Origin of the sequence: Ancylobacter sp., from assembly GCF_965249975.1 — a bacterium.
Lineage (GTDB): Bacteria > Pseudomonadota > Alphaproteobacteria > Rhizobiales > Xanthobacteraceae > Ancylobacter.
Window position 1 is genome coordinate 306,295 of the sequence record NZ_CBDFNE010000003.1, and the last position, 21,287, is coordinate 327,581.

The window sequence follows — 21,287 nt, forward strand, 5'->3', positions numbered from 1 at the left end:
AACGAAGCCTGCCACCGGTCCCCGCCGGCGCCACGCGCGCCCCTGGCAGCCTCCCCTCGCCGCTTCCATCCGGGGCGGGAACCGGCCTGCCGCCCGCGAGCTTACGGAGAGTTCGTGCGCCCCTCCTAGACCAATGACCAAGAGGACACGTCGATGTGTCTCGCTTATTCATGGCCACAATGCGACACTGGTAAGAACATTTTACCAGTTCCAACGCTCTCGGGAGGAGCAACGCCAGCAAACAACGTCCCCGTTCCGTCCGTACTCCCGGCGGCAAAGGCGGGAGACACAGGAGGAAACACCGGGATGTCGACAGGTCTACTCGCTTTCCTTGCCTTTCTGCCGATTCTCTCGGCAGGCGTCCTGCTCATCGGGTTCCGCATCGCCGCCCGCATCGTCATGCCGATCACCTATGCGATGGCCGTGGTCATCGCGCTGCTGTTCTGGGGCGTCAGCGCCAACCGTGTCATGGCTTCCACGCTGCAGGGATTGCTGCAGACCGCCGGGCTGCTCTGGATCATCTTCGGCGCCATCCTGCTGCTCAACACGCTGAAGCACTCCGGCGCCATCTCCACCATCCGCGCCGGCTTCACCTCCATCAGCCCGGACCGGCGCGTGCAGGTCATCCTCATCGCCTGGTTGTTCGGCTCCTTCATCGAGGGTGCCTCGGGCTTCGGCACCCCGGCGGCGGTCGCGGCGCCGCTGATGGTGGCGGTCGGCTTCCCCGCCATGGCGGCGGTGGTGTTCGGCATGATGATCCAGTCGACGCCCGTGTCCTTCGGCGCCGTCGGCACCCCGCTCATCGTCGGCGTGCAGACCGGGCTCGACCAGGCGGCGATCACCGCGCAGCTGACGCAGGCGGGCTCGACCTGGGCGACCTTCTTCCACCTCATCACCACGGAAGTCGCGGTCATCCACGCCATTTGCGGCACGCTGATGCCGCTGTTCCTCATCATGGTGATGACGCGCTTCTTCGGCCGCAACAAATCCTGGACCGAGGGCCTCTCCGCCCTGCCCTTCGCCCTGCTCGGCGCCTTCGCCATGACGGTGCCCTATGTGCTGGCGGCGACCTTCCTCGGCGCGGAATTCCCCTCGCTGCTCGGCGGGCTCATCGGCCTCGGCATCATGACGCTGGCGGCGCGCGCCGGCTTCCTGGTGCCGAAGACCTCCTGGGACTTCGCCCCCGCCTCGGAATGGCCGAAGGAATGGTTCGGCCAGCTCGACATCACCCTCGACAGCCTCGCCAAGCGCACCATCCCGCTCGCTCTGGCCTGGGCGCCCTATGTGCTGCTGGCGCTGGTGCTGGTGGTGAGCCGCATGGTGCCGGCGGTCGGCAACGCGCTGAAATCCGCGACGCTGAGCTTCACCAACCTGTTCGGCGAGCAGGGCATCAATGGCGATTTCCCGCTGCTGTTCTCCCCCGGCGGGCTTCTCGTCATCATCTGCCTCATCACCGTGGTCCTGCACCGCATGTCGCTGTCCGGCTTCGGCGCGGCGGTGCGTGAGAGCAGCGGCACGCTGATCGGCGCCGGCTTCGTGCTGATCTTCACCGTGCCCATGGTGCGGGTGATGATCAATTCGGGCGTCAACGCCAATGATCTCGACAGCATGCCGGTGCTGGTGGCCGAATGGGTGTCGGAACAGGTCGGCGCGGTCTATCCGTTCTTCGCGCCCACCATCGGCGCGCTCGGCGCCTTCCTTGCCGGCTCGAACACGGTCAGCAATCTGATGCTGAGCCAGTTCCAGTTCTCGGTGGCGCAGGGGCTCGGCATCTCTTCGGCGCTGATGGTGGCGGGCCAGTCGGTCGGCGCTGCCGCCGGCAACATGATCGCCATCCACAATGTCGTCGCCGCCTCGGCCACCGTCGGCCTGCTGGGGCGTGAAGGGGCGACGCTGCGCATCACCATCCTGCCGACGCTGTACTATCTCGTGGTCGCCGGCACGCTGCTGCTGGTCGGCTTCTACGGCGTCGGCCTCACCGATCCTCTGGTCGGGCGCTAAGCCGCCGCGCCGGGGCCGCCTTGCGGCTCCGGCCCCGTGCCTTGCGCGAAATCAAGGCCGGCGCGCCCGCGCGCCGGCACCCTCTCTCCGCCAACAAGGAGAGACGCCATGGATGTCGATACGATTGACGAGCGCCTCGCGCTGTTCCGCGCCATGGCGGACCATGCCGGCGTGGACCTCGCGGCCCTGTCCGCCGCCGTCCCGCAGGAGGTGCGGGCCGCCGCCCAGCGCTGCCTCGGCTGCCGCGATTCGGAAGAATGCCACCGCTGGTTCGAGACGCAGGAGGAAACCGCGCCGGTTCCCAGCTTCTGCCGCAACGCCGGGCAGTTCAATCTCTGGAAAGCCGAATAGCTCCCCAAGACGGCGCCGCTGGTCGACCCCGCCCGGCGGCTTTGCTATTCAGTCACGTCCGGCCGCATACCGTTGGCCGAGGTGACCCGAATGCGTATTGCGTCCATTTCGCTGGTGAAGGACGAAGCCGACATCATCGAAGGCTTCGTGCGGCACAATCTTCACTTCGTCGACCATATGTTCGTCGTCGACGACCGATCCAACGACAATACCAGCGAGATCCTGCGCCGCCTCGCGGCGGAATCCTCCGCCTTCACTCTGGTCGATGACGGCTGGACCGGCGGCTTTCACCAGAGCCGCCGCACCACGGCCCTGCTGCACCAGGTGGCCGCGCAGGGCGGGTGGGACTTCATCGTCCCCCTCGACGCCGACGAGTTGATCTGCGCGCCCGACCGGGCCGCCTTCGAGGCCAGCCTCGCTGCCGTTCCGCACGGGGTCGCGGCCGGAGTCGGCGCGCTGTTCTATTGCTGGACGCCCGGCGACGACATGTCGATCCGCGATCCGCTGGTGCGCCTGACCACCGCGCTGGAACCGCCGGCCGGCCACATCTTCAAGGCCATCGCCCCGGCGTCGCTGTTCGCCGATCCTTCCCTCACCTATGTCGAGGGCAACCACGCCCTGCTGCTCGGCGGGTCGAGCGTGCCGGTGCAGCGGCTCGCGGGGGTCGAACTCGCCCATTTCGCCGTGCGCTCGCCCGACCAGATCGTCAGCAAATGCCTCAAGCATTATGTCGGCTGGCGCAGCCGGAGCGACTACAAGGCCCATATGGCCAGCCAGGCGGTGGCCGCGGTCAACGCGCTGAAGCAGGAGCCGGGCTTTCATGTCAGCGCCAATGCGCCGGTGCTGGACGCCTATCTGCCGCCGGCCATGGCGGCGAAGAGCCACCACCGCCCGTTCACCGAGCGACGCGGCGTGCTCGCCTGGCCGGAACTCGCCGTGCCCCAGCCCTATGCCGAGCTTGCCGGCCTCTTGGACAACCTCATCGACCGCGCGGCGCTGAGCGACCAGGTGGTCAACGCCGCCACGGCGGCCGGCGGGGAAATGTCGGTGGCGACGCTGCGCGCGCTGGTGGACGAGCGCAACGCGCTGGAATCCGAGCTGGCGCGGCTGCGCAACTCGACCGCCGACCTTTCCCAAGCCTATGTCACGCTGCTGCGCCGGCGGCTCACCGTGTCCTGGCGCAAGCGCCTGATGAGCGGCGAGGCGCTGCTGCGCCGCTTCTTCGCCCGTTAAAGCCATCGCGAGCGCGGCACGCCCGGAAGGCCTGAGCGGCGGGGCTCTCAGCCCAGCCGCTCATTCTCATAGGCGATCACCCATTCGATCAGCTGCCGCCAGAGCTTTTCCACCAGCTCGGGCGGCACGCCCTTGGTCTCGGCATGGGCGCTGACCTTGTCGATCACGTCCTCCACCCGCTCCGGCAGGAAGGCGGCGAGGCCTTCCACCTTCTTCACCGCGATGACGTGCTTGACCACCTCCAGACGCCGGGCCAGCAGCTCGACGATCTCGGCGTCGATTGCGTCGATCTCGGCGCGGAACGGCGCCAGCGAACGCTCATTGGCGGGCAGGCGCGGCATGGCTCACTCCCACCAGCGGTCGGAGACCTCGAAGCGGCCGGCGGCCTCCTCGATCACCTGGCCGAGCGAGAACAGCGTCTCCTCGCCGAACGGCCGGCCGATCAGCTGCAGGCCGAGCGGCAGCCCTTCGGCCGAGCGCCCCGCCGGCACGGCGATGCCGGGCAGGCCGGCCATGTTCAGCGTCACCGTGAACACGTCTTCCAGATACATCGCCACCGGGTCGGCGCCGGATTTCTCGCCGATGCCGAAGGCCGGCGACGGGGTGGCCGGCGCCAGCACGGCGTCGATGCCGTCCGCGAAGACGGTCTCGAAATCGCGCTTGATCAGCGTGCGGACCTTCTGCGCCTTGAGGTAATAGGCATCGTAATAGCCGGCCGAGAGCACATAGGTGCCGATCATGATGCGGCGGCGCACTTCCGCGCCGAAGCCGCTGGCGCGGGTCTTCTCATACATCTCGACGATGTCGCGGCCGGGCACGCGCTCGCCATAGCGCACGCCGTCATAGCGCGCGAGGTTGGAGGAGGCCTCCGCCAGCGCGACGATATAGTAGGAGGGCAGCGCGTATTTGGTGTGCGGCAGGCTGATGTCGACGATCTCGGCGCCGGCGGCGCGCAGCATGTCGGCGCCCTTGTCCCACAGCGCGACGATTTCCGGCGACATGCCGTCGACGCGGTATTCGCGGGGAATGCCGATGCGCTTGCCCTTCACCGAGGCGCCCACCGCCGCCTCATAGTCCGGCACCGCCCGGTCGACGCTGGTCGAATCCTTCGGGTCGTGGCCGGCCATGGAGCGCAGCAGCAACGCCGCGTCGTTCACCGAGCGCGCGATCGGCCCGGCCTGATCGAGCGAGGAGGCATAGGCGACGATGCCCCAGCGCGAGCAACGGCCATAGGTCGGCTTGATGCCCACCGTGCCGGTGAAGGCCGCCGGCTGGCGGATCGAGCCGCCGGTATCGGTGCCCGCCGCGCCGGCGCACAGATGCGCCGCCACCGCCGCCGCCGAGCCGCCGGAAGAACCGCCGGGCACCAGAGGCTGGGTCGAGCCGCTGCGCCGCCACGGGTTCACCGTCGGGCCGAAGGCGCTCGTCTCGGTGGAGGAGCCCATGGCGAACTCGTCCTGGTTCAGCTTGCCCAGCAGCACCGCGCCATCGCCCCACAGGCGCGAGGTGACGGTGGATTCATAGGGCGGCACGAAGTGCTTGAGGATGTTTGAGCCGGCCGTGGTGCGCACGCCCTCCACCGCGTAATTGTCCTTCACGCCGAGCGGCAGGCCGTCCAGCGGCCCGGCCTCGCCCTTGGCGTAACGGGCATCGCTGGCCTTGGCCATGGCGAGCGCCTTCTCCGGCGTCGCCAGCACATAGGCGTTGAGCGCCCCGGCGGCCTCGATGGCGCCGATATAGGCCTGCGTCAGCTCGGTGGCGGTGAAATGGCCCTCGGCAAGCCCTTCGCGGGCGGCGGTGAGGGAAAGGCGGGTGAGATCGGTCATAAGGCTCACTCCACCACTTTCGGGACGGCGAAGAATCCATCCTCGGCCGCCGGGGCGTTGGCGAGCACGCGCTCGGCGTAGAAACCGTCGCTCACCACGTCGGCCCGCAGCGGCAGGGTCATGGGAATGACGCTGGTCATCGGCTCGACGCCGTCCGTATCGACTTCGCCGAGTTGTTCCACGAAGGCGAGGATGGCGTTGAGCTCGCCCTGGAGGTGGGCCACCTCGTCCTCTGTCACGGCGATGCGCGCCAGATGCGCCACCCGCCGGACCGTCGCCTGATCGACCGACATCCGAATTCCCAATCCGCTAAAACCGATGCGCGCCGTATAGCAGGCACGCACCGCGCCCCGCAACGCGCGGCACTGCGCTCGCGCTCAAGCGGCCGGGGATTCGGAGGCCGGGCGAGCCCGCCCGCCAAAGCAAAGGGCCGGCCGCGCGCGGCGACCGGCCCTCGCCTGTGACGCCGGGCGTCAGGAGCGCGCCTGCTCCAGGCACTGCGCCGCCGCCTGCGCGTTGGAGCGCGCATTGCCGCGGTCGATCTGGCCGGACATGGCGAGCGACTTGGTGGTGTCGGTGACGATGGTGCGCAGGTCACCGCTGTCGCCGGCCGCCATCACGGCGGAATAGATCGCCTTGCCATCGGCGGTCAGCGAGGCGGCGCAGGCATTGCCGGCGGCCTGGTCGGCCTGGGCCACGCCGCCGGCCAGCAGCACGAGTGCGGTACAGGCAGCCGTGGAAAGCCCGCCCACGCGGGCAAAGGTCGCAAGCTTCATGACAGTCTCCATGGTACACTAATGATCAGCGCACGCCCGCGCGGTTGACACCGCCGTTCACGTTGACGCCCGGACCCGGCCGGGCGACAGCGCGCGCATTGACATTCGCCCCGGCGGTGCACCCGACGGGATAGCCCGGGCGCGTGCAGGCGACGGCGGCGCGGGCCGCGGGCGCGGCATAGGGAGTCGGACGAACCACGCACCCGACCGGAATGCCCGGTCCAGTGCAATAGACGACGGCAGCCTCGGCCGGGGCGGCGCCACCCACGGCGAGAGCGACCAGCAACCCGCCGCAGAAGGCAGCCGGCACAAGGCGCCGCGCGAGCGGAACGAAGCGAGAGGGGAGGCTCATATGATCACATCCTGTTCAGGATCTCGCCCAGAGACCCGAACGGTACATTGGTCCATTTGAGCCCTCCCGCAATGTCGATTATTGGTCGAACCGAATGCCCACGAGGAGAAGAATGGTTGCGCGCAGTTCGGCCACGACCCGCTCCGTCGATTCCCCCGTTTGCCGCTGGGCGACGCTGATGCCCGGCGAGATACAGGAACGCGCCCGGCTAAGGGCCCGCCCGGATTTTCCCTGGATCGCGCGACAGGCCGCGGTCTCGCTCAGCGATGCCTATCGCGGCAATGTGCTGCTGACCCGGCTGCTGAATGATCGCGGCCGATTCGTGCTGGCGCTGCTGATTCTCGACATGCATTTCGAGGAGCCCGGCGCCCCCGGCCTCACCACCGGCCGGCTGAAGAACGAGGCGGTGGCGCTCGAACTGTGCAGCCCCGGCCGCGTCAGCGCCATCCTCGCCGCCTTCCGGGTGTTCGGCATGATCGCCCCCGCCCCGGATGCGGACGGGCGCCGGCGCCGGCTCGTCGTCACCGAGAAGCTGATGGCGATCCACCGTGAGCGCTGGCGCACGATGCTCCACACGCTCGCCCTCGTCATGCCCGAGGAAGGCGAGCGCGGGCTGCAGCACATCGACGACCCGGTCTTCCTCGTGCCGTTCGTGCGCACTCTCCTGAAACCGCTGCGCGCGGGCTGGCGCCCGGCGCTCGACATTCCCGCCATCGGCCATTTTGCCGAGCGGGATGGCGGGCTGCTGATCGCGCTGGCGCTGTTCGGCACCGGGCTCAACGGCCCGCCGCTGTCGATCTCGCAACTGGCGCGCTCCTTCCGCATCTCCCGCTCGCATGTCGTCGGCATCGTGCAGGAAGCCACCGCGCTGGGGCTGGTGCGGCGCGTGGAGGATGAGGGCGCGCGCGGTCCGGGCGTGCTGCCCGAACCCAAGCTGATGGACGCGATGGAGCATTTCATCGCCGTCGCGTTGGTCCGCCAGATGGTGGCGGTGCGCGCCGGCATCGCCGCCCTCGACGCCCGCGAAGCCGCCTGACGCCGGCTCAGCCCCGCGACAGAGACACCGGCACGCCCTTGTCCGGCACCACCACCGTCGCTTCCTCGCCCACCAGCGACACGAAGCGCTCGGCGCCCGGCTCCAGCAGGCCGAAGGTGGCGTAATGGGCGGGGATGATGGTCAGCCCGCCGAGATAGCGCGACACCGCCACGGCGGCGAGTTCCGGCCCCATGGTGAAGCGGTCGCCGATCGGCACGATCACCACATCCGGCTTGTGCAGCTCGGCGATGAGGCCCATGTCGGAGAAGATGTCGGTATCGCCCATGTGCCAGACGGTGGGCTCGCCCGGCGCCTTGACGATGAGGCCATTGGCATTGCCGAGATAGATCGTGCGCCCCTCTTCCATCATTCCCGAGGAATGGTCCGCCCGCACCATGGAGACGGTGAAGCCGTCCTGATGGATGGTGCCGCCGGTGTTCATCGGCTCCAGCTTGGCGACGCCCTGATGGCCGAGCCAGCTCGCGAGATCGGCATTCGCCACCACGGTCGCCTCATTGATGCGGGCGATGGCCACCGTGTCGCCGACATGGTCGCCATGGCCATGGGTCAGCAGCACATGCGACACACCGGCGATGGCGGCGCCGAAATCGCCTGTAAAGGCGGGATTGCCGGTCAGGAAAGGGTCGATCAGAACCGAGGTGCCGGCGAAATCGAGCCGAAACGCCGCGTGGCCGAACCAGGTGATCTTCATCGACGTGCCTCTTTCATTGCAGGGAGCGCGGGGAAGATAGGGCAGGAACCCGCCCGCACAAGCCCGGGCCGCCCGCCGCGATGGCGCGGCGCGCGCGGCCATGCTAGGCGATGCCGCCATGGCCGCCCCGATCCTCACCATCACCGATGCCGCCCCGCTCCTGCCGCCCCGCGGCGGGCTGATCGGGCTCGACCTCGGCACCAAGACCATCGGCGTCGCCTCGTCCGATCCCGACCGGCGGCTTGCCGCCCCGGTGGAAACCATCGCCCGCAAGCAGTTCACCCCCGATGCCGCGCGCATTCTCTCGCTTGGCGCCGCGCGGGGCGCGGTGGGCATCGTGCTCGGCCTGCCGGTGAACATGGACGGCAGCGAAGGCCCGCGCGCGCAATCCTCTCGCGCCTTCGCCCGCAACCTCGCCCGGCTGACCGAGCTGCCGATCATCCTGTGGGACGAGCGGCTGTCCACCGCCGCCGTCGAGCGTGACATGATCGCCATGGATATGAGCCGTGCCCGTCGCGCCGAAGTGGTGGACCAGCAGGCTGCCGCCTTCATCCTGCAGGGGGCGCTGGACCGGCTGCGCTTCCTCGCCGGGCCGGGCTGAACTGTTCAGGGGAGCCGGCCGACATGTCCGCTGTGCTCGGCGCGCTGGTGCCGGTGTTCCTCATCATCGCGCTCGGCGCGGTGCTCAAGCGCGGGCTGCTGCCCGAGGATTCGCACTGGATCGCGCTGGAACGGCTGACCTATTTCATCCTGTTCCCGGCTCTGCTGGTGGTCAGCATCGCCCGGGCGGACCTTGGCGAGGTGGCGGTGCTGGAAGTGTCCACCGCCTTGCTCGGCGCCATCGCCATCGTCGGGGTGGTGCTGTCGCTGGCCCGCCCCACCCTGTGCCGGGCGCTCGGCCTTGCCGGGCCGAGCTACACCTCGGTGTTCCAGGGGGCGCTGCGCTGGAACACCTATATCGTCCTTGCCATTTCCGGCTCGCTCGCCGGCCCGCGCGGGCTGGCGGTGGCCGCCGTGGGGCTGGCGGTGATGATTCCCGTGCTCAACACGCTCAGCGTCATCGTGCTGGCGCGCCATGGCGAGAACGGCGCCGCCAGCAACCGCGCGCTGATTCTGCAGATCCTGCGCAACCCCTTCATCTGGTCGTGCGGCATCGGCGCGCTGATCAACGCGCTGCACCTGCCGGTGCCGGCGGTGCTGATGACCTTCGGCGACATTCTCGGCCGCTCCTCGCTGGCGCTCGGCCTGCTGGTCGTGGGTGCCGGGCTGCGGCTGGAGAATCTGCGCCGCCCGCGCCTTGCCACCGGCTTCACCTGCCTCGTCAAGCTGGCGGTGCTGCCCGCCCTCGGCGTGGCCATCGGCCTCATGCTCGGCCTGCGCGAAATCGACCTGCTCGTCGTCGCGGTCGCCACCGCCGTTCCCTCGGCGCCGAACGGCTATGTGCTGGCGCGGCAGATGGGCGGCGACGCGCCGCTGCTGGCGGAAATCCTCACCGTGCAGACGCTGCTCGCCGCCGTCACCATGCCGCTGGTGATCGCCGCCGTCGCCCATCTGTGAGGGAAAGGCGCGGAGAAATACGCCCTGCGGCGCTAAACTGCTTGCCGTCGTCCCCCGCCGCCTCTATCCAGCCGACTTCGATATGACATCGAACCCGACTGCCAGCTTCACCCTTCCGCGCCGCCACCTTCTCGGCATCGAGGGCCTGTCTCCCGAGGAGATCGTCGGCCTGCTCGATCTTGCCGAAGAGTTCGTGCTTCTCAACCGCCAGGTGGAGAAGAAACGGGCGACCCTGCGCGGGCGCACCCAGATCAACCTGTTCTTCGAGGCCTCGACCCGCACCCAGGCCTCGTTCGAGATCGCCGGCAAGCGCCTCGGCGCCGATGTGATGAACATGTCGGTCTCCACCTCCTCGGTGAAGAAGGGCGAGACGCTCATCGACACCGCCGCGACGCTCAACGCCATGCACCCGGATGTGCTGATCGTCCGCCACAGCGCCTCCGGCGCGGTGGAGCTGCTCGCCCGCAAGGTCGACTGCGCCGTGGTCAATGCCGGCGACGGCGCCCATGAGCACCCGACCCAGGCGCTGCTCGACGCGCTCACCATCCGCCGCAACAAGGGCCGCATCCAGGGCCTCACCGTCGCCATTTGCGGCGACATCACCCATTCGCGCGTCGCCCGCTCCAACATCCTGCTGCTGCAGGCGCTCGGCGCGCAGGTGCGGGTCATCGCCCCGCCGACCCTCCTGCCCAAGGACATCGAGCGCTTCGGCGTCACCGTCTACGGCGACATGCGGACCGGGCTGGCGGATGTCGATATCGTCATGATGCTGCGCCTCCAGCGCGAACGCATGAACGGCTCCTATGTGCCCTCGGTGAAAGAATATTTCCACTTCTGGGGGCTGGACGAGGCCAAGCTGCGCTATGCCAAGCCCGACGCGCTGGTGATGCATCCCGGCCCGATGAATCGCGGCGTCGAGATCGATTCGGCGGTGGCCGATGGCGCCCAGTCCCTCATCCGTGAGCAGGTCGAGATGGGCGTCGCCGTCCGCATGGCCGTGCTGGACGCGCTGTCGCGGAATTTGCCCAATGCATGAGCCCCGCCCCATCCTGCTCGCCAAGGCGCGCCTGATCGACCCCTCGCGCGACCTCGACACGCGCGGCGACATTCTCATCGCCGACGGGGTGATCAAGGACATCGCCCCGAACCTTGCCGACGGCCTGCCGCCGGAGACGGAGATCGTCGACTGCCGCCGGCTGGTCGCCGTGCCGGGCCTTGTCGACATGCGCGCCTTCATCGGCGAGCCCGGCGCCGAGCACCGCGAGACGCTGGCCTCGGCCAGCCAGGCGGCGGCGGCGGGCGGCGTCACCACCATCATCTGCCAGCCCGACACCGATCCTGTCATCGACGATCCCGCCATCGTCGACTTCATCCTGCGCCGGGCGCGCGACACCGCCATCGTCCATGTCCACCCCATGGCCGCCCTCACCAAGGGTCTGGAAGGGCGGGAGATGACGGAGATCGGCCTGCTCGGCGCCGCCGGCGCGGTCGCCTTCACCGACGGCACAGGCTCCATCGGTTCGGCGCAGGTGCTGCGCCGCGCGCTGACCTATGGCCGCGATTTCGGCGCGCTCATCGTCCACCACACCCAGGATGCGAGCCTCGCCGGCGAAGGCGTTATGAATGAAGGCGAACTCGCCTCGCGCCTCGGCCTCGCCGGTCTGTCGAAAGCGGCGGAGACCATCGTGTTCGAGCGCGATGTGCGGCTCGCCGCCATCACCGGCGGGCGCTACCACGCCGCCTCGCTCACCTGCGCCGATTCGCTGGAGGTGCTGCGCCGGGCCAAGGACGCGGGCATCGACGTGACCGCCTCGGCCTCCATCAACCACCTGACGCTGAACGAGCGCGACGTGGTCGGCTACCGCACCTTCTTCAAGCTCACCCCGCCGCTGCGGGCCGAGGACGACCGCCTCGCGCTGGTGCAGGCGGTGGCGGAAGGGCTGGTCGACATCATCGTCTCCGACCATAACCCGCAGGATGTCGAGGTGAAGCGCCTGCCCTTCTCCGAGGCCGCCTTCGGCGCGGTGGGGCTGGAGACCATGCTCGCCGCCGGCCTGCGCCTCGTCACCTCAGGCGCGCTCGATCTGATGACGCTGATCCGCGCCATGTCGACCAAGCCGGCGGAACGTCTCGGCCTGCCCGCCGGCACGCTGCGCCCCGGCGCGCGGGCGGATATCGCCCTGCTCGCGCTGGACGACGCCTGGATTCTCGATCCGCTCACCCTCAAATCGCGCTGCCGCAACACGCCCTTCGACGAGGCGCGTTTCGAGGGCCGGGTGGTGCGCACGCTGGTCGCCGGCCGCACCGTCTATGAATATGTGTGACGGGCGCCACAGCGCGCCCGCGCCCCTCTGTGCAACCGCCCGGAAGTCTGTAAGGTCGCAGGCATGAACCCGTCCCTGCCCGCTCTGTCGAGCATCGCCGCGTTGCTGCTGGGTTACGCCCTCGGCTCGATCCCGTTCGGCCTCCTGCTCACCCGGATGGCCGGGACGCAGGATATCCGCAGCATCGGCTCCGGCAATATCGGCGCCACCAATGTGCTGCGCACCGGCCGCAAGGGGCTGGCGGCGGCAACGCTGCTGGGCGATGCGCTGAAGGGCACCGTGGCCGTGCTGCTGGCGCTGGCGTGGCTCGGCCCCGAGGCCGCGCTGGCGGCGGCGCTGGGCGCCTTTCTCGGCCATCTCTTCCCGGTCTGGCTGGGGTTCAAGGGCGGCAAGGGCGTCGCCACCTTTCTCGGCGTGACGCTGGCGCTGGCCTGGCCGGCGGCGCTGGTCTTCGCCGCCGCCTGGCTCGGCGTGGCGTTTCTCACCCGCTATTCGTCACTCGCCGCGCTGGTGGCGAGCGTCGCCACCGCGCTGTCAGCGTATTTTCTCGCCTCGACCCCCGTCGGCGTGCTGCTGAGCCTTCTCGCCGCCCTGCTGTGGTTCATGCACCGGGCCAACATAAGCCGCCTCCTCGACGGCACCGAAGGGCGCATCGGCAAAAAGGGGTAGCGCGTGAGCGGGCGCGGCGTTCATCTCGATCCCGAACAGCGCCGCGACTGGCTCCGCCTCATCCGCGCCGAGCATGTCGGCCCCCGCGCCTTCCGCAGCCTGATCAACCGTTTCGGCGGGGCCGCCGCCGCGCTCGACGCCCTGCCCGCTCTGGCGCGGCGCGGCGGCGGGCTGCTGCCCCCGCGCGTGCCGTCCATTGCCGAGGCCGAGGCCGAGATGGCGGCGCTGGCGCGGATGGGCGGGCGCTTCATCGCGTTGGGCGAGCCGGAATACCCGGCCCTGCTGCGCACCATCGACGACGCGCCGCCGCTCCTTGCCTTGCGCGGCCGGGCGGAGGTGCTGGCGCAGCCCACCGTCGCCATTGTCGGGGCGCGCAACGCCTCCGGCGCCGGCCGGATGATCACGGCACGCATGGCGCGCGGCCTCGGCCTCGCGGGCTGGGCCGTCGCCTCGGGGCTGGCGCGGGGCATCGACGCCGCCGCCCATGAGGCGAGCCTTGCCACCGGCACCATCGCCGTCATCGCCGGCGGGCATGACCGCCCCTACCCGCGCGAGAACGAGCCGCTGATGGCCCGCATCGCCGAAGAGGGCGCGATCCTCACGGAAATGCCGATGGGCTGGGAGCCGCGTGCCCGCGATTTTCCCCGCCGCAACCGGCTGGTGTCCGGCCTCTCGCTCGGCGTCGTGGTGGTGGAAGCGGCGGAGCGCTCCGGCTCGCTGATTACCGCCCGCCTCGCCGCCGAGCAGGGGCGCGAGGTGCTGGCCGTGCCGGGTTCGCCGCTCGATCCGCGCGCCGGCGGCACCAATGCGCTGATCCGGCAGGGCGCCGCGCTGGTCACCGGGGCGGAAGACGTGCTGGAAGCGCTCGCCACGCTGCGCGACCGGCCGCCCGCGCTGGATATGGAAGAAGACACGCCGGGCATGGAGGCGGCCGAGCCGAGCGACGACATGCGCTCGCGGATTCTCAGCCTGCTCGGCCCCTCGCCGCTGGCGGTGGACGATCTCGTGGCGCTGTCGGGCGCCCGGGTCAGCGAGGTGCAGATCCTGCTGCTGGAACTGGAACTGGCGGGCCGGCTGGAACGCCACCGCGACGGCAGCGTCTCGCTGCTGCTTTAAATACAGCCGCGGCCTGCGCCTCGCGCGCCTAAAGCCTGATCCGATCAGGTTGAAACAACCGGATCGGTTAATCAGTCTCTGAATTATGCCTAGAGGACGTTTTACCGATCTGATGGCGGTGCAATCCGATCGGAACGTGCTCTAAGGCGCCTCGACGGAGGGTGCCCCTCGCCGTCCGACCCGGCGCGGCGCGGTCTCCCGGTGGGCCGTTTCGCGAGCCTCCACGCAGGCCATCTCAAGCAGATAGCCCAGCATGTCCAGGTTGTTACGGGCGGCGAGCGTCGCCAGTTCCTGTGTGAGGGCGGCGATATACTCCGCCGCTTCCTTCACCGTCCTATGCGCAGGATCATTTTCGGTCACGTCAGGCGCCCGTTGCTGATAGCGGCACGGAACAGCGTACCACAGCGCGGGGACATGTCACGCCAAATGCGTGCATTCCTGAATATTACACAACCTTACCGCGTAGCGCGCGACCACCCCGCTGCGGCTGCGACCGGCGGGCTTAATTACCTGCGAAACCCTGCCCCGGGCGTCCGTCCCCGGCACGGCGCGTGCTTGGCATTTGACACACCGGGGCCTCTACCCCATTTTCCCGGCCTCTCGGGGCTGGACCCCTCAAAGGACGTGGCGCGCACATGCAGGTCGTCATCGTCGAATCGCCTGCCAAGGCGAAGACGATCAACAAATATCTCGGCTCGGGCTACGAGGTTTTCGCCTCGTATGGGCACGTACGCGACCTTCCGGCGAAGGATGGCTCGGTCAATCCCGACGACGATTTCCGCATGCTGTGGGACGTCGATCCCAAGGCGCAGAAGCGATTGTCCGATATCGCCCGCGCGGTGAAGGAGGCGGACGGCCTCATTCTCGCCACCGACCCGGATCGCGAAGGCGAGGCGATTTCCTGGCACGTGCTGGAAGTGCTGAAGGAAAAGCGCGCGCTGAAGGCGCAGCCGGTCTCGCGCGTCGTCTTCAACGCCATCACCAAGCAGGCGGTGCTGGAGGCGATGCAGCATCCGCGCGTCATCGACGCCGCGCTGGTCGATGCCTATCTCGCCCGCCGCGCGCTCGATTATCTCGTCGGCTTCACCCTCTCGCCCGTGCTGTGGCGCAAGCTGCCCGGCGCCCGCTCGGCCGGGCGCGTGCAGTCGGTGGCGCTGCGCCTCGTCTGCGACCGCGAGCGCGAGATCGAGACCTTCGTCAAGCGCGAATACTGGTCCATCGCCGCCCAGCTGGCGACGCCCCGGCAGGAGACTTTCGAGGCCCGCCTCGTCGGCGCCGACGGCAAGAAGATCACCCGGCTGGATGTCGGCACCGAGGCCGAGGCGGCCGATTTCCGCGCCGCGCTGGAAAAGGCGGATTTCAAGGTGCGCTCGGTCGAGGCCAAGCCGGCCCGCCGCAACCCGTCCCCGCCCTTCACCACCTCCACGCTGCAGCAGGAGGCGAGCCGCAAGCTCGGCTTCGCCCCGGCCATCACCATGCGCATCGCGCAGCGGCTCTATGAGGGCGTCGATGTCGGCGGCGAGACCGTCGGCCTCATCACCTATATGCGTACCGACGGCGTCGACATGGCGCCGGAAGCGGTCGCCGGCGCCCGCTCCGTCATCGCCCGCGACTATGGCGAGCGCTATGTGCCGTCCGCCCCGCGCAAATACACCGCCAAGGCGAAGAACGCGCAGGAAGCGCATGAGGCGATCCGCCCGACCGAGCTGTCCCGCCGGCCGAAGGATGTCATCCGCCAGGTGGAGCCCGACCAGGCCAAGCTCTATGAGCTGATCTGGCTGCGCACCATCGCCAGCCAGATGGAATCGGCCGAGCTGGAACGCACCACGGTCGATATCGACGCGAAAGCGGGCGGCCGGGCGCTGGAGCTGCGCGCCACCGGCACGGTCATCAAGTTCGACGGCTTCCTCACCCTCTACCGCGAGGGGAGCGACGACGACGAGGAGGATGAGGAGAGCCGTCGCCTGCCCTCCATGGCGGCGGGCGAAGCGCTCGCAAGCAAGGGCATCAAGGCCGACCAGCACTTCACCGAGCCGCCGCCGCGCTATTCCGAGGCGTCGCTGGTCAAGCGCATGGAAGAGCTCGGCATCGGCCGGCCCTCTACCTATGCCTCCGTGCTCGCCGTGCTGCGCGACCGCGAATATGTGAAGCTCGACAAGCGCCGTCTGGTGCCCGAGGACAAGGGCCGTCTCGTCACGGCCTTCCTCGAGAGCTTCTTCGACCGCTATGTCGAATACGACTTCACCGCCGACCTTGAGGAGAAGCTCGACCGCATCTCCAATGGCGAGCTGCAGTGGAAGGACGTGCTGCGCGACTTCTGGCGCGACTTCATGGCCGCCGTCGGCGAGACCAAGGAGCTGCGTGTCTCCGATGTCATCTCCGCGCTCGACGGCATGCTCACCGCGCACATCTTCCCGCCCAAGGAAGACGGTTCGGACCCGCGCATCTGCCCGACCTGCGGCACCGGCCGGCTGTCGCTGAAGGTCGGCAAGTTCGGCGCCTTCATCGGCTGCTCGAACTATCCCGAATGCAAATACACCCGCCCGCTGGCGGCGCAGGGGGCGGACGAGGCCAATGGCGGTGACGCCAACGGCACCCGCGTGCTCGGCACCGATCCGGTGACGGGGCTGGAAGTGACCATCCGCGCCGGGCGCTTCGGCACCTATCTCCAGCTTGGCGAGGGCAAGGACGGCGAGAAGCCCAAGCGTTCCAGCCTGCCCAAGGGCCTCGCGCCCGCCGATGTCGATCTCGACACCGCGCTGGCGCTGCTCTCCCTGCCGCGCGAGATCGGCCTTCATCCCGAGACCGGCGAGCCGATCCTCGCCGGCATCGGCCGCTTTGGCCCCTATGTCCAGACCGGCAAGACCTACGCCAATATCGAGCCGGGCGACGACATTCTCGCCATCGGCCTCAACCGGGCGGTGGCGCTGATCGCCGACAAGCAGAGCAAGGGCCCCGGCCGGCGCGGCGCGGTCGGCGGGCGCGAGCTCGGCGAGCATCCCACGCTCGGCGGGGCGATCACCGTGCGGCCGGGCCGCTTCGGCGCATATGTCAACCATGGCAAGGTGAACGCCACACTGCCCAAGGACATGGACCCGGAAGCGGTAACGCTGCAACAGGCGGTGGAACTCATCACCGCCAAGGCCGGCTCCGCGCCGGCCAAGCCCGCGCGCCGCGCCGCGGCGAAGCCGGCCACTGAGAAGGCGCCGGCGAAGAAGGCCGCCACCGCCAAGAAGCCGGCGGCGAAAAAGGCTCCCGCCAAGAAGGCGGCGGCGAAGAAGACGGCGGCCGGCTGAGCGCCGGCGCCTATTCCGGCAGCGGCGCGGGGGGATGGCCGGAGCGCAGCGGGCGCTCCTCCATCGCCAGCATGGCGAGCAGCGACACGGCGAGCGCCCCCGCCGCTGCCACGAACACCCAGCGGAAGGCGCCGGCGAGCGGCGCCACCTGTGCCCGCCCTTCCAGCAGCCGCTCCAGCAGCGCGCTGCTCTCGATGCCCGACAGGCCGATGACGATGGCGCCGAAGCCGGCGGTGAGCACCGCCGCGCCGAGCGAGCGGAACAGGTTCACCACCCCGGTCGCGGTGCCCATCTGCGGCAGCGGCACGGCGTTCTGCACCGCCACCGTTGTCACCGGCAGCACGGTGCCGAGCCCCATGCCGGCAATGCCCATGGCCACCCCGACCACCGCGATCGGCAGGCCGAGCGGCCACAGCGCCAGCGCGCCGAGCGCGGCGATGCTGGCGAGCAGGCCGAGGATCGGCAGGCGCTTGTAATGGGCGATATGGCCCATCACCCGCCCCGCGCCGGTCGCCCCCACCACCACGCCCGCCATGAGCGGTATCAGCGCCAGCCCGGATTGCGAGGCGGAGAGGCCCATCACCCCCTCGAGATAGAGCGGCATCTGGATCGATAGGCCCACCAGCGTGCCCATGGCAAAGGCGGCGGCGGGCACGCCCGTGCGCACCACCTTGTTGGACAGCACGGCGAGCGGCACCAGCGGCTCGGTCGCGGTGGCGACCCTGAAGGCGAAGCCGACCCAGAGCAGCACCGCCAGCGCCAGCAGGCCGAGAATGGGCAGCGAGAACCAGCGGAACTCGGTGCCGCCCCAGCTCAGCGCCATCAGCAGCGCCACCGTCCCGGCGCACATGAGGAAGGCGCCGAGAATATCGAGCCGGTGCGGGTGATGATGCGCCGGCAGCCGCCGCAGCGAGCGGTCGCTCATCAGTGCCGCCACCAGGCCGAGCGGGACATTGATCCAGAAAATCAGCGACCAGTGCAGATGTTCGGCGAAGAAACCGCCGAGGATCGGCCCGGCGATGCTCGAGGTGATGAAAACGATGGCGAAATAGCCCTGGTAGCGCCCGCGTTCGCGCGGGGCGATGAGCAGGCCGATAATCGTCTGCGCCAGCGCGATCAGCCCGCCGCCGCCCAACCCCTGCACCGCGCGCGCCGCGATCAGCCACGGCATGTTCTGCGCGGTGGCGCACAGCACCGAGCCGATGAGGAAGGTGCCGATGGAAGCCAGCAGCACCGGGCGCGGCCCGTGAATATCGGCGAACTTGCCCACCAGCGGCGTGATGGCCGTGCCGGTGAGCAGATAGGCGGTCACCACCCAGGTCAGGTTTTCCAGATCGCCGAAACTGCCGCCAATGGTCGGCAGGGCGGTGGCGATGATGGTCTGGTCGAGTGCGCTGAGGAACATCGCCACCATCACGCCGGTGACGATGACGCGAATCTCGCTATGGGACAGCGACGCGTCGGTCGCCTCCGGCGTGCGGGCATCCATGATACGAATCCAGCTCGGCGCCAACGGCGCGCCGCGAAAGCGCGGCAAATTCCGCCTGTTGGCGGTCAATTGCAAGCGAACGGCCGCCCGTGCCGCAACGTCAGCCCCCGCGCCCGGTCGACGCGGCGCGCCGGAGGCGATAGCGTCAGGTCAGCCCTCCAAACGCGGTGAATCGTGCGTAAACCTATCAAGCCGAAGGGCCGCAAGCCCGCCCGCCCTGCCCTTCCCGCCGGCCTGACCAAGGGTCTGCCCGGTCGCGAGGAATTGATCGCCTTCATCGCCTCGCAGGGCGGTGATGTCGGCAAGCGGGAGATTTCGCGCGCGTTTGGGCTCGACGGCAGCGACCGCATCGCGCTGAAGGAGCTGCTGCGCGAGCTGGCGGATGAGGGCCTGATCGGGAGCAAGCGGCGCAAGCTGCATCTGCCGGGCGCGCTCCCCGCCGTCGTGCTGTCGGAAGTGGTGGAGCGCGACGAAGATGGCGAACTCATCGCCACGCCGGTGGACTGGGACGAGGAGGAGAGCGGGGAAGCGCCGCGCATTCTCGTGCGTCTCGCCCGGCGCGGCCGTCTCGCCGGCCCGGCGCCGACGGTCGGCGACCGGGTGCTGTTGAAGACCGAGGAAATCCCGGAAGCCGACGGGCGCATCCGCCATAACGGCACCGTGCTCAAGGTGATCGAGAAGGCCCGCGCGCTCACGCTCGGCATTTTCCGCCGCGACATACAGACTGGCGGCGGGCGGCTCACCCCCATCGACAAGCGCAATATGGGGCGCGAACTCGCCATCCCGCCGGATTTCACCGGCGAGGCGCAGGAGGGCGATCTGGTCTCGGTCGAGATCATCCGTCACCACGCCTATGGCCTGCCCACCGCCAAGGTGAAGGAGCGCCTGGGTTCGGTGGCGACGGAAAAGGCGATCAGCCTCATCGCCATCCACGCCCACGGCATTCCCAGCGTCTTCCGGCGCGAGGCGCTGGCGGAAGCGGAAGAGGCCCAGCCCGCCTCACTGCGCGGCCGCGAGGACTGGCGCGACCTGCCGCTGGTCACCATCGACCCGCCGGACGCCAAGGACCATGACGACGCGGTGCACGCGACGCCGGACCTCGACCCCGACAATGAGGGCGGCTTCATCCTCACCGTCGCCATCGCCGATGTCGCCGCCTATGTCCGCCCGAACTCGGCGCTGGACCGCGAGGCGCTGGCGCGCGGCAATTCGGTGTATTTCCCCGACCGGGTGGTGCCGATGCTGCCCGAGCGCATCTCCAACGATCTGTGCTCGCTGCGCCCGCTGGAAGACCGGCCGGCACTCGCCGTGCGCATGGTGGTGGGCGCCAATGGCCGCAAGAAGCGCCACAGCTTCCACCGCATCATGATGCGCTCCGCCGCCAAGCTCGCTTACGCGCAGGCGCAGGCGGCGATCGACGGCCGGGTGGACGATGTCACCGATCCCTTGCTGGAAGGCGTCCTGCGCCCGCTCTGGGCCGCCTATGGCGCGGTGAAGAAGGCGCGCGATGCCCGCGCCCCGCTCGACCTCGATCTACCCGAGCGCAAGATCCTGCTGAAAGCCGACGGCACGGTCGACAAGGTGGTGGTGCCGGAGCGGCTGGACGCGCACCGGCTGATCGAGGAATTCATGATCCTCGCCAATGTCGCCGCCGCCGAGACGCTGGAGGAGAAGCGCATCCCGCTCATCTACCGCGTGCATGACCAGCCCTCGCTGGAGAAGATGTCGGCGCTGCGCGAATTCCTGCAGACGCTCGACATCAAGCTGCCGAAGACCGAGAGCGTGCGCCCGGCGCAGTTCAACGACATCCTCGCCCGGGTCGAGGGCACGGAGATGGCGCCGCTGGTCAATCAGGTGATCCTGCGCAGCCAGGCGCAGGCGGAATATGCCAATGAGAATTACGGCCATTTCGGCCTGCATCTGCGCCGCTACGCGCATTTCACCTCGCCAATCCGCCGCTATGCCGATCTGATCGTGCACCGGGCACTGGTGCGGGGGCTGGGTTTCGGCTCCGACGGGCTGCCGGAGACGACGACGCCCGAGCAGCTGGCGGAGATCGCCGCCCGCATTTCCGCCAGCGAGCGCCGGGCCATGGCGGCGGAGCGCGAGACCATCGACCGGCTGATCGCCCATCACATGGCGGTGCAGATCGGCGCCACCTTCCGCGCCCGCATTTCCGGCGTCACCAAGGCCGGGCTTTTCGTCGCGCTCGACGAGACCGGCGCGGACGGCTTCATTCCCGCCGTGACGCTGGGACAGGACTATTACCGCTATGACGAGGCCCGCCACGCGCTGGTGGGCGAGCGCAGCGGCGAGATGCACCGGCTCGGCGACCGCGTCGAAGTGAAGCTTGTCGAAGCCGCCCCCGTGGCTGGCGCGCTGCGCTTCGAACTACTATCTGACGGGAATTACGTAGCGCCCGACCGGCGCCGCCCCGGCGGCCGCGGGCGTCAGGCCCGCAGCACGGAGCGTCCGCACGGACCCAAGCGCTTCGGCAAGCGGAGATAGCGCCGAGAGGCGCGTCAGAGACAGCGCCGGAGGCGCAGCGC

At 69.3% G+C, this 21,287-nt stretch carries 20 protein-coding genes; 12 read left to right on the forward strand and 8 right to left on the reverse strand.

Annotated elements, in window-relative coordinates:
* Positions 1-306 precede the first annotated feature (306 nt).
* The 3 genes from ACP2AH_RS01620 to ACP2AH_RS01630 all read left to right on the forward strand — a co-directional run bounded on the left by ACP2AH_RS01620 (position 307) and on the right by ACP2AH_RS01630 (position 3,585).
* Positions 307-2,001: an L-lactate permease gene (locus tag ACP2AH_RS01620; RefSeq protein ID WP_425104232.1), complete on the forward strand. Its 1,695-nt coding sequence runs from the start codon at positions 307-309 to the stop codon at positions 1,999-2,001.
* A 108-nt stretch (positions 2,002-2,109) separates the two neighbouring features.
* The gene (locus ACP2AH_RS01625; protein ID WP_425104233.1) at positions 2,110-2,352 is read left to right on the forward strand and encodes a DUF6455 family protein; all 243 of its coding nucleotides are present in this window, start codon (positions 2,110-2,112) and stop codon (positions 2,350-2,352) included.
* A 90-nt stretch (positions 2,353-2,442) separates the two neighbouring features.
* Positions 2,443-3,585, forward strand: a complete 1,143-nt coding sequence (locus ACP2AH_RS01630) for a glycosyltransferase family 2 protein (protein WP_425104234.1) — start codon at positions 2,443-2,445, stop codon at positions 3,583-3,585.
* A 47-nt stretch (positions 3,586-3,632) separates the two neighbouring features.
* Here the strand turns inward: ACP2AH_RS01630 and ACP2AH_RS01635 are convergent, their stop codons facing one another.
* The 5 genes from ACP2AH_RS01635 to ACP2AH_RS01655 form a co-directional block, all read right to left on the reverse strand.
* A complete protein-coding gene (locus ACP2AH_RS01635) occupies positions 3,633-3,926 on the reverse strand; it encodes a chorismate mutase (protein WP_244376855.1) in 294 nt (97 codons plus the stop codon).
* 3 nt (positions 3,927-3,929) lie between these two features.
* Positions 3,930-5,411, reverse strand: coding sequence for an Asp-tRNA(Asn)/Glu-tRNA(Gln) amidotransferase subunit GatA (gene gatA, locus ACP2AH_RS01640; protein WP_425104235.1), 1,482 nt, complete (start codon positions 5,409-5,411; stop codon positions 3,930-3,932).
* 5 nt (positions 5,412-5,416) lie between these two features.
* On the reverse strand, positions 5,417-5,704 hold the full coding sequence (gatC, locus tag ACP2AH_RS01645; protein ID WP_371345920.1) for an Asp-tRNA(Asn)/Glu-tRNA(Gln) amidotransferase subunit GatC: 288 nt from the start codon (positions 5,702-5,704) through the stop codon (positions 5,417-5,419).
* Positions 5,705-5,884: 180 nt separating this feature from the next.
* Positions 5,885-6,187 (reverse strand): hypothetical protein, encoded by a 303-nt coding sequence (locus tag ACP2AH_RS01650; RefSeq protein ID WP_425104236.1) that lies wholly within the window; start codon positions 6,185-6,187, stop codon positions 5,885-5,887.
* A gap of 25 nt (positions 6,188-6,212) precedes the next feature.
* Complete coding sequence (locus tag ACP2AH_RS01655) at positions 6,213-6,539, reverse strand: hypothetical protein (RefSeq protein ID WP_425104237.1); 327 nt, start codon at positions 6,537-6,539, stop codon at positions 6,213-6,215.
* 112 nt (positions 6,540-6,651) lie between these two features.
* Between ACP2AH_RS01655 and ACP2AH_RS01660 the strand changes: the two genes are divergently transcribed.
* Complete coding sequence (locus ACP2AH_RS01660; RefSeq protein ID WP_425104238.1) at positions 6,652-7,575, forward strand: MarR family transcriptional regulator; 924 nt, start codon at positions 6,652-6,654, stop codon at positions 7,573-7,575.
* A gap of 7 nt (positions 7,576-7,582) precedes the next feature.
* Here the strand turns inward: ACP2AH_RS01660 and ACP2AH_RS01665 are convergent, their stop codons facing one another.
* Positions 7,583-8,287 (reverse strand): metal-dependent hydrolase, encoded by a 705-nt coding sequence (locus ACP2AH_RS01665; RefSeq protein WP_425104239.1) that lies wholly within the window; start codon positions 8,285-8,287, stop codon positions 7,583-7,585.
* A gap of 118 nt (positions 8,288-8,405) precedes the next feature.
* Here ACP2AH_RS01665 and ruvX point away from each other — a divergent pair, with 118 nt between their 5' ends.
* From ruvX to dprA, 6 genes are all read left to right on the forward strand, one after another.
* Positions 8,406-8,888, forward strand: coding sequence for a Holliday junction resolvase RuvX (gene ruvX / locus ACP2AH_RS01670; RefSeq protein WP_244376862.1), 483 nt, complete (start codon positions 8,406-8,408; stop codon positions 8,886-8,888).
* 23 nt (positions 8,889-8,911) lie between these two features.
* Positions 8,912-9,844 (forward strand): AEC family transporter, encoded by a 933-nt coding sequence (locus tag ACP2AH_RS01675; protein WP_425104240.1) that lies wholly within the window; start codon positions 8,912-8,914, stop codon positions 9,842-9,844.
* Positions 9,845-9,926: 82 nt separating this feature from the next.
* Positions 9,927-10,880, forward strand: a complete 954-nt coding sequence (locus ACP2AH_RS01680) for an aspartate carbamoyltransferase catalytic subunit (RefSeq protein ID WP_425104241.1) — start codon at positions 9,927-9,929, stop codon at positions 10,878-10,880.
* The gene (locus ACP2AH_RS01685) at positions 10,873-12,168 is read left to right on the forward strand and encodes a dihydroorotase (RefSeq protein WP_425104242.1); all 1,296 of its coding nucleotides are present in this window, start codon (positions 10,873-10,875) and stop codon (positions 12,166-12,168) included. The genes ACP2AH_RS01680 and ACP2AH_RS01685 overlap by 8 nt, the downstream gene beginning before the upstream one ends.
* A gap of 63 nt (positions 12,169-12,231) precedes the next feature.
* On the forward strand, positions 12,232-12,837 hold the full coding sequence (gene plsY / locus ACP2AH_RS01690) for a glycerol-3-phosphate 1-O-acyltransferase PlsY (protein WP_425104243.1): 606 nt from the start codon (positions 12,232-12,234) through the stop codon (positions 12,835-12,837).
* A 3-nt stretch (positions 12,838-12,840) separates the two neighbouring features.
* A complete protein-coding gene (dprA, locus tag ACP2AH_RS01695; protein ID WP_425104244.1) occupies positions 12,841-13,953 on the forward strand; it encodes a DNA-processing protein DprA in 1,113 nt (370 codons plus the stop codon).
* A 141-nt stretch (positions 13,954-14,094) separates the two neighbouring features.
* Here dprA and ACP2AH_RS01700 read toward each other — a convergent pair whose 3' ends face one another.
* Positions 14,095-14,313, reverse strand: coding sequence for a hypothetical protein (locus ACP2AH_RS01700; protein WP_425104245.1), 219 nt, complete (start codon positions 14,311-14,313; stop codon positions 14,095-14,097).
* Between the two features lie 275 nt (positions 14,314-14,588).
* On the opposite strand from ACP2AH_RS01700, the gene topA reads away from it, so the two are divergent.
* Complete coding sequence (gene topA / locus ACP2AH_RS01705; RefSeq protein WP_425104246.1) at positions 14,589-17,249, forward strand: type I DNA topoisomerase; 2,661 nt, start codon at positions 14,589-14,591, stop codon at positions 17,247-17,249.
* Between the two features lie 10 nt (positions 17,250-17,259).
* Here the strand turns inward: topA and ACP2AH_RS01710 are convergent, their stop codons facing one another.
* Positions 17,260-18,738, reverse strand: coding sequence for an MDR family MFS transporter (locus tag ACP2AH_RS01710; protein ID WP_425104247.1), 1,479 nt, complete (start codon positions 18,736-18,738; stop codon positions 17,260-17,262).
* A gap of 267 nt (positions 18,739-19,005) precedes the next feature.
* On the opposite strand from ACP2AH_RS01710, the gene rnr reads away from it, so the two are divergent.
* Entirely contained in the window at positions 19,006-21,246 is a 2,241-nt protein-coding gene (gene rnr / locus ACP2AH_RS01715; protein WP_425104709.1) for a ribonuclease R, read from the forward strand.
* The last annotated feature ends 41 nt before the right edge of the window (positions 21,247-21,287 follow it).